The organism is Rhodococcus sp. ACT016 (assembly GCF_050477185.1).
Lineage (GTDB): Bacteria > Actinomycetota > Actinomycetes > Mycobacteriales > Mycobacteriaceae > Prescottella.
In genome coordinates, this window is record NZ_JBEAET010000001.1 from 4009710 (window position 1) to 4020932 (window position 11223).

Sequence of the window (11223 nt, forward strand, 5' to 3'; positions counted from 1 at the left end):
GAGCGGTCGAATGTCTTGTGGGACAAGAGAACAGCCGGAACCAACTTTTCGGGATCAGCGGAACATTCCGCCGCCGAGCGAGGCTGCGACGACGGCCGGCGGCGCGTAGGACGCGCGCAGGTTCGCCCGCTCCTGCGGGGTGAGGTTGCGGCGCGCCCAGAACTTGCGCACATTCGACAGAGTGAAGGCCATGGCTAACTCCTTGCATGGAAAATCAACCAGGGCAGGACATTTCGCCCAATAGAGGCTACGCCGCGTCGTCACGGAGGCGCACTCGACAACTGATCGGTTGCGCGTCGAGACGAGGAGACGTCAGGCCACCTGGGGCAGAATCCGGCCGAGGCTGAGGAACTGATGGTTCACCGAACTCGGATAGCGACTATCGCTGGTACTGGTGCCTGTACTCACAGGGGTTCCTCACCTCCTCGAAGCCGAGACGCGCGGGGGCGTCGAGCCGTGCACACGGGGAGTACACCCGGACCGACCCGGGTGGGCACCCCTCTCGTCAGAGCTTTGGCACTGCGTGACGTGTCCCGGTACGGGAAGCCACTTCGGGTCACCCCTTCATCCGGGGAGACCTGTCCTAACCTTGGGCGTCTCTCGACGTCGTCAGATCAGTGGCCTGTGTTCACGCAGGAGCCTCACCTATCGAGGTGCTTGCCGAACAAGCATGGCCCGGCCGCTGCGGCCTTGTCAATCCCGCGTCGATCCACGTCGGCGCCCACGGCCTCGAGTAACCTCGCGGCATGCAGCATCGATTGCAGTCGGGCCGACTCCTGGACGCGCGAGGCCGCCTCACCGAAGCAGGTTGGGCGACAGCGGAGATCCGTCACTACGACCGCGCGGCGATCGCGGCGCCATCGTGGCGGGTGAAGGAGTGGGACTACTACTGCGTCCTCACCCCGGATCACGGACTGGCACTGACGGTCGCGGACAACGGTTACATGGGCCTGCTCGGCGTCTCGTGGCTCGATCTCGGTGCGCGCCATGAGGTCACCGAGAACGTGATGCTGCCGTTCCCGATGGGCCGCATGGGTTTACCGGCGAGCGCGGATGCCGGTGACGTCGTCGTCGGCCACCAGAAGATGCGGATCGCGTTCCGCCACGTCGCCGGTGGCCGCGTCCTGACGGTCGACTACCCGGGGTTCGACGGCGGCCGCGGCCTGCGCGGCGAGCTACACCTGGCGCAGCCGCCGATGGATCGCATGGTGATCGCCACGCCGTTCCCGAACGCACCGAAGGCGTTCTACTACAACCAGAAGATCAATTGCCTGCCATCGAGTGGCGAGATCACCGTCGGGGCAGACACATTCGCGTTCGATCCGACCTCGGCATTCGGGGTGTTCGACTGGGGTCGCGGTGTCTGGACGTACGACAACACCTGGTACTGGGGTTCGGCGTCGGGCGTCGTCGACGGTCTGCCGTTCGGTTTCAACATCGGCTACGGTTTCGGTGACACGTCCGCGGCGAGCGAGAACATGGTGTTCGTCGACGGAACCGCACACAAGCTCGACCGGGTGACCTTCCACCTCCCCGAGGGCACCTACGACGGGGCACCGTGGACGTTCAGTAGCAATGACGGACGCTTCGAGATGGCGTTCGAGCCGATCCTCGACCGTGCTGCCGCAGTGGATTTCAAGGTGCTGCGGTCGATCCAGCACCAGGTGTTCGGACGGTTCACCGGACACGTGGTGCTCGACGACGGCAGTCGGGTCACGGTCACCGACCTCCTCGGGTTCGCCGAGGAGGTCCGCAACCGCTGGTGAGCGAAGGCGCTCACCACTCCCGGTAGGTTGGTTCGTCCGATGTGCCGTCCGGTGGGTCGGAGTTGTTCTTTTCCTTGATCTTTCGCTGCACCGCGTGGTAGCTGCGAATCTCGAGAACGAAGAGAACGACGGCGACGACTGCCAGAACGCAGATCACGACGACGAGCTCGGTGGGTACGTGGACCGGCGGTGTGGTTCGTATGGCCATCCGATCCCTAGCCCATGTTCAACGAGCTTGCGGCGCCTGCTGCGTCACCGGACGGCGGAGGTGGCGGTGGCGATCCCACAGCCTTCGACCTCTCGGCCACGTGTGCACCGACGAGCCCGGCCGCGACCTCGGCGTGGGAGCCCGCGACGTGTCGGATCCGCTCACCGACAAGACCGCCCACCGCGTCCCGGACCTCCGCGCCGACTGCCTTGCCCAGCCCCTCGAGTTGGTGCGACACCCCGGCACCCACGCCGCCGGCGACCGCATCCTTGGCGATGTTGGAGAAGTTCATGTGCGGTCGATCTCCGGCAACGAACTGTGCGCCCTGGATGATGGCCGAGAGCCCACCCTCGCGCACTACCCCGGCTGCCACGCTCCTGGACAGGCTTTCGAGTAACTCCCGCAAGATCATTCGCACAGCGACCTGGGTGGCCGCCTCGGCAGCCGGAACGGCGGCCGCGCTCGTCCCCAGCGTGGCGACTGTCGACGCCACGAGCGCAGCGACCTCCGCCGCCAGGGTGGCCAGGGCGACGATGATCGAGAGCTTCGCGTGTTCGACGTCTGCTGCGGTCTGCTCACAGAGGTCCGCGAGTTGACGACACGTCGCCGTGAGTTCGTCGACGACGCCTCCCGGTCCCCCGACGCGCTCCCAGTGCTCGCTCATCGACACGTTGACGTCCCCGACCACTGCCTCCAGCGCACGCTGGATGGCCGCCTCGCCTGCTTCACCGACCTTCTCGATCCGAGATGCAGCGATCTCCCAGTCGTCGGCGAGACGGCGCAGCGACGTCTCGTCCGTCTGGGGCCAGTCCTGCCCGACCGCGACGGACGCGACGGTGCGCAGCGCTCCCGGGATTTCGATGCCCATCAGTTCGTCCCGCCCAGCGACCTCGAGAAGTCGCCATCGGTGACCTCGAATTCCGAAGCGGTATCCCGTAATCCGCCTCCGATGGCCGCGAACGAATCCACCAGCGCGGCCAACGCGGTCAACGCACCGTCCTGCTCGGGCACGTATGCCGATGCGAACGTGGTACCGGCTGCGTCCCCTCCCCAGCTCGGTCCCTCGGCCTCGATCGAACCGCGGAGCATGTTCAGCGCATATGCGAGGTCCTGCGCGCACCGATCGAATCTGGGCGCCTCGGAACGCAGCAGTGACGGATCGACCCGCATCTCGTCACCCACGATGCGCCTCCCGCATGATCGGCGCCCGCCAGTCGTGGAGGTCGTCCGCGTCCGCGTCGGACACGCACGAAGGCGTTGTGGCCGAGGTGAATTCGGTTGCCACGGTCGGGACGAGATTGCGCATCGGGGGGGCACCCGCAACCAGGTCGGGAAGATCGGGGAGGCCGGCCGCAAACGCGGTGACCGGCGCCAGAGCCTCCGCGACCCGCTCCCGCACGTCGGCGGCCGCGGCGCGTGCGGCCGCGGTGACCGACTCGGCGAGCCGGTCCGGGGTGGTGCGGGTGAACGCGCTCGGTTCCACCCGCACCGACAGGACTGCGCCCGCCGCATCCACCGTGACCCGGACCAGGCCGTCCGGCGATTCGGCCTCGGCCGTGGCGGTCGCGACGGCCCCCTGCGCCGCCTCGAGTGCCTCGGTCTGTGCCTGGAGTCCCTCGAGCATCGCGTCCACCTGCGCACGCAGCGCGGAGTTGCTGCGCCGCAGGCGCTGACGCGCTTCCTCTCGAATGCCGTCGTCGGTCATCGATCCCCTCCCTGTCGTCCCTTTCGTTGAAGTAGACGTGGCCGGTCGGGATTCGGTTCCCACGAGTTTCGAATTCGTCAGTGCACCGTCTCGCGGGCACGAATCCTGGCGACGAGCGCCGAGATCTCCACCGCGAGTCGGGGCCCCGACGCGGGCGTCACCGCGATGTCGGCCGTTTCGCGGAGGCAGTAGCGGCCGTCGCCGTCGAAGTCGAGCCAGTGCAGTCCGACGCCGTCGGTGGTGGGGCGGCTGTCGTACGCGGCGCCGGCGAATGCCGTGATCTCACCGATCCCGGTGCGTGGCCGCCGCAGCAGGTCCAGCGCAGCGTCCCGAATGCGAGTGGAGCCCGCGGAGACGAGCAGCGGACCGCTGCCGGATTCAAGATCGCTGCGGCGGAACCGCATCGCCGGGCGGGATCCGGTGGACATCACGGGAAGGGCGGCCGCGATCGCGTTCGGGATCTGCTCCGGGTCCACGCCGTGCGCGAGCACGTCACCGCCGCTGTCGGCGTCGGGCCCGGGCAACTGGATCGCGAGCGTCGCAGTGTCTCCCCGGATCCCGGCGTGCATGCGGATCCGGGTCCCGTCCTCGCGCCCCGCGAACCCGGCCACCTCCACCCGGACGTCGGGGTCGGCGAGAACCGCCAGGTGGCGGTCGAGCGTTCCGGTCAGCCGCGGCGCCCACGACGCGGCCGCTGCCCGTCGCTGCCGGTCCAGGTCGTCCTGCGTGTCCGCGATCGGCCGGAAGCGCAGCGGGTACGGGAGCCGGTCCCGTCCCAGTTGCGCCCACACGACCTGGAATTCGAGACCGGTGAACCGCCAACTGGCGCCGCTCACCCTCCGATCACCCGAGCTACCCCAGTCGAGGCCCACGTCATCCCCCATCACTCCTCCCCGAGTGCGCGACAATGCCCACCGACAATAGACGCGCCGCGGCGGTGGACGGTTCCGATCTGCCTGGACCCGATCAGCCGGGGTGCCCACTCCGTGTCGCCGCGGGCGGGATTCCGCCTCAGCGGACGAAGAATGGGCGCTCAGGCTCGAACTCGCCCGCAGTCCGACGCGTCGGTTCCGGACTCAGACGAGCGCCGACATCGACAGCCACGTCGGCCAGTCGATGGCCCAGTCGTAGAGGTCGCCGTCGGCCGCGGACAGGTCGATGCGGGTGCCGGTGACCTCCACCGGGTCGCCGTAGATGGCGGTGCCGAAGTACTCCTCGGCGTCGGAGAGCGACAGGTTGATGCACCCGTTCGTCACGTTCGACGCGCCCTGCACCCCGACCGTCGCAGGGTTGGCATGGATGAACTCGCCGTTGTTGGAGATGCGGACGGCCCACCGTTCGCGCACGTTCTCGTAGAACGGCGGGTTCGACATCAGGAAGTCCTCGTGCTTCTCGGACACGACGTGGATACCGCTGCGGGTGACGTTGCGGTTCTCGTTGCCCTCGCCGTAGCTGACCGGGATGTCCATGATCGTGACGCCGTCGCGGACCACCTGCATGCGGTGGCTCGGCGCGTTCGCCTTCACGATCTGGCTGCGCCCGATCGTGAAGCTCAGCGACAGGTCGCTCGCACCGTAGGCGCCGCCACCGAAGTCGAGGCCGTACAGCTTGGCGTTCACGTCGACGGTGGTGCCGGGCGCCCAGTAGTTCTGCGGCCGCCAGTGCACGCGGGCGCCGTTGTCGTCGGGCAGCCACGCCCACGCGCCCGGGGTGGGCGGGTTGGTCGTGATCGTCAGCGCCTTCTCGACGGCGGCTTTGTCGGCGATCGGCCCGTCGAACTGCAGGATGATCGGGGCGGCGATGCCCACGACCTGCCCGTCGGCGATGTTGGTGCGCACCGACGTCTTCGTGTCGGGGGCGACGGTGGTGAACGTGCCGGCGACCGGGACCGACTTGCCGTCGGTGCCCACGGCGCTGCCCGACCACATGTACTTCGCGTCGTAGCCGAGCGCTTCGGTGACCGTGAACGACGTCCGGTCCGGGCTCAGCGTGCCCTGGACCGTCTTGCCTGCGGCGTTGGTGAGCGCGACGTTCTCGAGTGTGCCCTGGCTCACGCGCACCGAGATCGGTTCGACCGGATTGACGTTCTGCGCGCCGGAGCCCGGCGTCTGGATCACCTGCGCGACGGGATCGGCGGCGACGGGGTTGCCGTCCGCCGCACCACCGGTCGCGATGGTGCACCCCGCCAGGAGAGTCATACCCAGCAGCGCGGCCACCACCATCAGCAGCCGCGTCCGATTTACCCGTTTCCCCTGATCGCGCACGAAAACCACGGTACTCGCAGTGCGACAGTGGCTTTCGTCACACAGAGACGATCAGGGAACGATCAGGGAACGATCAGGCCAGCTCAGATCACACAACCGACGGTGACGGGCTCCGGTTCGAGCCGCACCCCGAACGCCGACTCCACACCGTCGCGGACGGTGCGGGCCAGTTCGACGAGGTCGTTCGCACTCGCGTGCCCCCGGTTGGTGAGCGCAAGGGTGTGCTTGGTGGACAAGCGGACCCGCGACGCGTCGCCCGGGTACCCCTTGCCGAACCCGGCCCGTTCGATGAGCCAACCGGCCGACAGCTTGGTGCCGGTCTCGCCGGGAAACTGCGGAATCCGCGCTTCCGCACCGACCTTCGCCCGGATCGCGTCGAGCACGGCGGGCAGGCTCGCGTCCGCGATCACCGGATTGGTGAAGAACGACCCGGCACTCCACGTGTCGTGGTCGTCGGCGTCGAGCACCATGCCCTTGCCGCGGCGCAGGTCGAGGACGGTGTCGCGGACGTCCGCGGTGGGGCGGCGCTCCCCCTCCTGCGCACCGAGCGCGGCCGCGAGCTCGCGGTATGCGAGCGGCGCGCTGGCCCCGTCGGGCCGCACCTGCATCTCCACGGCGAGCACCAGCGCGTCGCTGCGGTGCTTGAGGACGCTGGTGCGATACCCGAGCCCCAACTCCGACGGCGCCGCCCAGCGAACCTCACCGGTGGTGCGATCGAGCAACTGCACCCGACGGAGCAGCGAGCCCACCTCGACGCCGTACGCGCCGACGTTCTGCACCGGCGTCGCACCGGTCGAGCCGGGAATGCCGGACAGGCATTCGAGCCCGCCGAGCCCTGCCGCGACGGTCTTGGCGACGACGTCGTCCCACACCGCCCCGGCCTGTGCCAGCACGGTGTCCTCACCGAGCTCGACACCGGCGTCGGCGACCCGGACCACCACGCCGGCGAAGCCGTCGTCGGAGATCACCAGGTTGGAGCCGCCGCCGAGGATCAGCGTCGGCACCCGCGCCTCGTCGAGCAATCGGACGACGTCGACGAGGGTCACAGTGGACGGGCATTCGGCCAGTACCGCGGCGGGCCCGCCGAGCCGCAGGGTCGTCAGGCTTGCCATCGGCACTTGCTCGGACAGCTGCGCGCCGGCCTGCTCGAGGCGCCCCCGGATGAGTGGATCCAACACGTGGAAACGGTAGCGTGCCGTGCATGGCCCGACACATCGAGCATTCCGCGCATTACACCCACACCGTCGCGACGCTGCATGCCGCGCTCACCGATGAGCGCTACTGGCAGGCCCGTTTGCAGCAGGTCGGTGGACCGGGCGCGACGCTCGACCGGGTAACCGTCGGCGACGGCACGATCGACGTCGCGATGACGCAGTCGGTGCCCGCCGAGCACCTGCCTTCGGTGGTCACCAAGATCCGTCCGGGTGACCTGCACATCAAGCGCACCGAATCGTGGGGTTCACTACAGGGCGACCGCGCCCAGGGCACCTTTTCGGCCGAGGTCGAGGGCGCTCCCGGGCAGCTGCGCGGCACCATGACCCTGACGGCCGACGGCGACGGATCGCTGCTGGTCATGGAGGGTGACGTGCAGGTCAACCTGCCCATCTTCGGCGGCAAGGTCGAGGGCGTCATCGCGGGGCAGGTCCTCGAGCTGCTCGACGCCGAGGAGGACTTCACCGGCCAGTGGACGACTGCGACGTAGTCGCCGCTTTCGCCGACTCACGGGGCATCGGCCGGTAATCTGCCGGTCATGGCCCGTCGCATCGACTACTCCGCCAGGTTCGAGCATCCTGCCGAGAAGGTGTACGCCGCGCTGTCCGACCGGGACTACTGGGAGGCGCGGATGGAAGAGATGCGCAAGTACAGCGAGAACCACATCGAATCCCTCGAGGTGAGCGACGGCGGGATCGACCTGGTGCTGCACCACGTGCTGCCGCGCAAGGACCTGCCGGAGATCGCTCAGACCGTGTTGAAGAAGGACCTGATCATCACCCGCAAGGAGAGGTACACGCCGTTCGGGGAGCCGGTGACCGGCACCTACGAGGCGTCCATCCCGGCGGGCCCGGGCAGCCTCACCGGGACGATCGAGTTGTTCACCACCGACAACGGGTGCACTCTGCGCACGACGTCGGAGGCGAAGGTCTTCCTCCCGTTCGTCGGCGGCAAGCTCGAGCAGTTGATGCTGGTGAATCTGGTCGACCTGTTCCGGACCGAGGCCGAGGTCACCGCTGCCTGGCTCGCGCAGCAGTAACCGGCGTGCGTGAGGGCAAACCCGACGGCGTCATCACCCGCGGAACCACAGGTATCAACCGGCTGCGCCGAAGCGACCGCTGGCTCGTCCACAGCCCGGTCGTCGCGCGCACACTGCGCGACGCCCCCGACCCACTGATCGTCGATCTCGGATACGGCGCGATGCCGGTCACGACGTACGAACTGGCGTCCCGGCTCCGCACGGTCCGCGGCGACGTGCGCGTCGTCGGCCTCGAGATCGATCCGGACCGGGTGGTCGAGGGCCGCGACGGCGTCAGCTTCGCGCGCGGCGGTTTCGAACTCGCCGGTCTGCGGCCCACCCTGATCCGCGCGTTCAACGTGCTGCGCCAGTACCCGGAGGACGCCGTCGACCACGCGTGGGGACGGCTGCGTGACGGGCTCGCGCCGGGTGGGCTGATCGTCGACGGCACGTGCGACGAACTCGGCCGGCGGTGTGCCTGGGTGCTGCTCGACCGGGACGGCCCGCGTTCGCTGACCCTTGCGTGGGATCCGTTCGCCGCCGACCGGCCCAGCGACATCGCCGAACGACTGCCCAAGGCCCTCATCCACCGGAACGTGCCGGGCGAGCGCATCCACGACCTGCTGGTGACCGCCGATCGCGCGTGGGCGACATCCGCCGGGCTGGCCCCGTTCGGTCCCCGCACCCGCTGGCGGGAAACCCTGCGCCTGCTGTCCGACCTGGGCGTGCCAGTCGCACCGCAGCGGCGGCGGATCCGGGACTGTGTCCTGACGGTGCCGTGGAATTACGTGGAGCCCGGACGGTAGCCGAGCCGCTACCGGCACGCCCCCAGCGCGTGCTCGATGCGCTCGACCACCTGCTGCGGACGGCCGTCGCACGCGGCCCGCAACTGCTCGGGGTCGAGACGGCCGATCGCGATGCCGTCGCTGACGACCTCGTCGAACAGGTCCTGCGCGATGCCGCCGCACGCGAGGTCCACGGCGGTGCACAGCGGGGTCGTGATGCCGAAGGTTCCGGCCTGTTCGCAGTCCTCGGGCCGCAGTTCGCGGCGGTGCAGGGCGAGTCGACGGGTGGGCGGCGCCTGGGCGGAACCCGGCATGGACAGGTGCACGAAGCTCGGGTGCAGGTGACCGAGTCCGTGCAGTTCGGCCGCGCTCTGGTGGGAGACCACCGCCGCGCCCTCGAACCACGCGCACCACTTGGCGTACTCCTCGAGGTCACTGCGAGGGAACGCGGCAAGGCGGAACAGATCCCGTTCGATCCGCAACCAGGACCCCTCGGCCAGGCGGCCGCCGATATCCTCGGCAGTGCAACCAAGACGCAGCGCCTGCCCGGTCGTGAAATACCCCGCTTGCCGGAGCGCAAGGCGACGCAGATCCTCCCCAGCTTCCGGAGTGGGTTCGCGTCGCGGATCTGTCCAGCCCGCCATGGTGACACCCTACTGCTGTGCTGTGCCCCAGATCACAGGTTTGGGTCTCAGGGTGTCCATACCGAGTCCCGTTTCACAGAAACCGCACAGAGTATTGCTGGAGAATCCTTCCCATGTCGGCACCAGTGAACGCAGCCCAGATGCCCACGGCTCCGAAACCCAAATCGCGCAAGCCGCTCGTGATCACCCTGATCGTGGTCGCGGCGCTCGTCGTCGCATTGATCGGTGGTGAGCTCTTCGTCCGCCAGCGCGCGACCAGTTGCATGGAGTCGCAGTTCCAGAGCCAGCTCGGCTCACCGGTGGACGTCGGGCTCAGCTGGAAGCCCATCCTGCTGCAGATGGTGGACAAGAAGATCCCGTACGTGACGATCGACAGCACCGGCTCGTCGTTCGGCCCGGCGCAGGGCATGCAGGTCCACGCCCGGGCCAACGACATCGAGGCGACCAGCTCGCCCGACAGCAGCGGGACGATCGGCAGTTCGACGGCCGACGCCACCTGGAAGACCGCCGGCATCCTCGCGACGGTGCAGTCGCAGACGCTCGGCAACCTGGTCAGCTCGGTGACCCCCGACCCGTCCACCGGCACGCTGAAGTTCGCCGTCGGCCCGGCCGGCCTCGCGGATCTGACGGTGCGGCCGACCGTGCAGGACGGTCAGATCAAGGTCGAGACCGTCGGCGCCGAGATCCTCGGCCTGGGCCTGCCGACCGCGCTGGTCGACGGCATCGTGCAGACCCTGACCGACAGCCTGCAGCAGTACCCGCTGGGCATGACACCGCAGTCGCTGACCGTCACCGACGACGCGATCGAGGTGCACCTCGAGGGCGGTCAGTACGTGATGCCGCCGCAGGATCCGAACGCGCCGCAGTCCGGCTGCAGCATCCTGTAGCGGTCCGGATCACCGAGGACCAGCACAGTTCAGCGCTGGTCAGAACTGGTCAGTCCTGGTCGCGGAGCCCGTCGAGGACGGCGCGGGTGCGGGACAGACCCAGCCGGGTGGCGCCCGCCTCGATCATCGCCAGCGCGTCGTCCGCGGTGCGGATGCCGCCGCTGGCCTTGACCCCGAGGCGCCCGCCCACGGTCTGGGCCATCAGCCGCACCGCCGCGACGTCGGCGCCGCCCGCCGGGTGGAAGCCGGTGGAGGTCTTCACGAAGTTCGCGCCGGCAAGCGCGGCGGCACGGCACGTCTCGACGATCGCGTCGTCGGACAGCGCCGCCGATTCGATGATCACCTTCAGCACCGGCGTCGGCCCGATCGCCTCCCGAACGGTGAGGATGTCGGCGAGCACCGCGTTGTATTCGCCGGCGACCGCAGCGCCGATGTCGATCACCATGTCGACCTCGGCGGCGCCCTGCTCGACCGCGAGCCGCGCCTCGGCGCCCTTCACGAGTGAATGGTGCTTGCCCGACGGGAATCCCACGACGGTCGCGAGCACCGGTCCGCTCGGGTCGATGCGCAGCGGCAGCATCGACGGCGACACGCACACCGCGTAGGCCCCGAGTTCGCGCGCCTCGTCGACGAGGGCGCGGACGTCGGCGTCGGACGCCGTCGGGTCGAGCAGCGTGTGGTCGACCATGGCGGCGACGCGGGAACGGCTGAGCGCGATGTCGGACATGCCTCGA

At 69.0% G+C, this 11223-nt stretch carries 15 protein-coding genes and 1 riboswitch; of the genes, 5 read left to right on the plus strand and 10 right to left on the minus strand.

Going from position 1 to position 11223, the window contains the following annotated elements; all coding sequences use genetic code 11:
- Positions 1–54: 54 nt before the first annotated feature.
- On the minus strand, positions 55–192 hold the full coding sequence (locus tag ACQ5DX_RS18455) for a hypothetical protein (RefSeq protein WP_430333941.1): 138 nt from the start codon (positions 190–192) through the stop codon (positions 55–57).
- Positions 193–490: 298 nt separating this feature from the next.
- Positions 491–660, minus strand: a riboswitch (M-box (ykoK) riboswitch).
- 86 nt (positions 661–746) lie between these two features.
- Between ACQ5DX_RS18455 and ACQ5DX_RS18460 the strand changes: the two genes are divergently transcribed.
- Positions 747–1766: a DUF2804 domain-containing protein gene (locus ACQ5DX_RS18460; RefSeq protein WP_430333942.1), complete on the plus strand. Its 1020-nt coding sequence runs from the start codon at positions 747–749 to the stop codon at positions 1764–1766.
- Positions 1767–1776: 10 nt separating this feature from the next.
- On the opposite strand, the gene ACQ5DX_RS18465 is transcribed toward ACQ5DX_RS18460, so the two are convergent.
- The 7 genes from ACQ5DX_RS18465 to ACQ5DX_RS18495 form a co-directional block, all read right to left on the minus strand.
- Positions 1777–1974 carry a hypothetical protein gene (locus ACQ5DX_RS18465; protein ID WP_430333943.1) on the minus strand — a complete coding sequence of 66 codons (198 nt, stop codon included), beginning with the start codon at positions 1972–1974 and terminating at the stop codon, positions 1777–1779.
- A 7-nt stretch (positions 1975–1981) separates the two neighbouring features.
- Positions 1982–2842, minus strand: coding sequence for a hypothetical protein (locus tag ACQ5DX_RS18470; RefSeq protein ID WP_430333944.1), 861 nt, complete (start codon positions 2840–2842; stop codon positions 1982–1984).
- Entirely contained in the window at positions 2842–3156 is a 315-nt protein-coding gene (locus ACQ5DX_RS18475; protein ID WP_430333945.1) for a WXG100 family type VII secretion target, read from the minus strand. Before ACQ5DX_RS18475 ends, ACQ5DX_RS18470 begins: the two co-directional genes overlap by 1 nt.
- Positions 3149–3679: a YbaB/EbfC family nucleoid-associated protein gene (locus ACQ5DX_RS18480; protein WP_430333946.1), complete on the minus strand. Its 531-nt coding sequence runs from the start codon at positions 3677–3679 to the stop codon at positions 3149–3151. The genes ACQ5DX_RS18475 and ACQ5DX_RS18480 overlap by 8 nt, the downstream gene beginning before the upstream one ends.
- Positions 3680–3756: 77 nt before the next feature.
- Positions 3757–4563, minus strand: coding sequence for an ESX secretion-associated protein EspG (locus tag ACQ5DX_RS18485; RefSeq protein WP_430333947.1), 807 nt, complete (start codon positions 4561–4563; stop codon positions 3757–3759).
- Between the two features lie 192 nt (positions 4564–4755).
- Positions 4756–5901: a L,D-transpeptidase gene (locus ACQ5DX_RS18490; RefSeq protein WP_430335732.1), complete on the minus strand. Its 1146-nt coding sequence runs from the start codon at positions 5899–5901 to the stop codon at positions 4756–4758.
- Between the two features lie 125 nt (positions 5902–6026).
- On the minus strand, positions 6027–7121 hold the full coding sequence (locus ACQ5DX_RS18495) for a UDP-N-acetylmuramate dehydrogenase (protein ID WP_430333948.1): 1095 nt from the start codon (positions 7119–7121) through the stop codon (positions 6027–6029).
- Positions 7122–7144: 23 nt separating this feature from the next.
- Here ACQ5DX_RS18495 and ACQ5DX_RS18500 point away from each other — a divergent pair, with 23 nt between their 5' ends.
- From ACQ5DX_RS18500 to ACQ5DX_RS18510, 3 genes are read left to right on the plus strand one after another with little or no spacing between them, the layout of a single operon-like run.
- Complete coding sequence (locus ACQ5DX_RS18500; RefSeq protein ID WP_430333949.1) at positions 7145–7645, plus strand: DUF2505 domain-containing protein; 501 nt, start codon at positions 7145–7147, stop codon at positions 7643–7645.
- Positions 7646–7693: 48 nt separating this feature from the next.
- A complete protein-coding gene (locus ACQ5DX_RS18505) occupies positions 7694–8194 on the plus strand; it encodes a DUF2505 domain-containing protein (RefSeq protein ID WP_430333950.1) in 501 nt (166 codons plus the stop codon).
- Positions 8195–8199: 5 nt separating this feature from the next.
- Entirely contained in the window at positions 8200–8979 is a 780-nt protein-coding gene (locus ACQ5DX_RS18510; protein WP_430333951.1) for a class I SAM-dependent methyltransferase, read from the plus strand.
- Positions 8980–8987: 8 nt separating this feature from the next.
- Here ACQ5DX_RS18510 and ACQ5DX_RS18515 read toward each other — a convergent pair whose 3' ends face one another.
- Positions 8988–9602 carry a type IV toxin-antitoxin system AbiEi family antitoxin domain-containing protein gene (locus ACQ5DX_RS18515; protein ID WP_430333952.1) on the minus strand — a complete coding sequence of 205 codons (615 nt, stop codon included), beginning with the start codon at positions 9600–9602 and terminating at the stop codon, positions 8988–8990.
- Between the two features lie 113 nt (positions 9603–9715).
- On the opposite strand from ACQ5DX_RS18515, the gene ACQ5DX_RS18520 reads away from it, so the two are divergent.
- The gene (locus ACQ5DX_RS18520) at positions 9716–10489 is read left to right on the plus strand and encodes an LmeA family phospholipid-binding protein (RefSeq protein WP_430333953.1); all 774 of its coding nucleotides are present in this window, start codon (positions 9716–9718) and stop codon (positions 10487–10489) included.
- A 49-nt stretch (positions 10490–10538) separates the two neighbouring features.
- On the opposite strand, the gene deoC is transcribed toward ACQ5DX_RS18520, so the two are convergent.
- Positions 10539–11216 (minus strand): deoxyribose-phosphate aldolase, encoded by a 678-nt coding sequence (gene deoC / locus ACQ5DX_RS18525; protein WP_430333954.1) that lies wholly within the window; start codon positions 11214–11216, stop codon positions 10539–10541.
- Between the last annotated feature and the right edge of the window lie 7 nt (positions 11217–11223).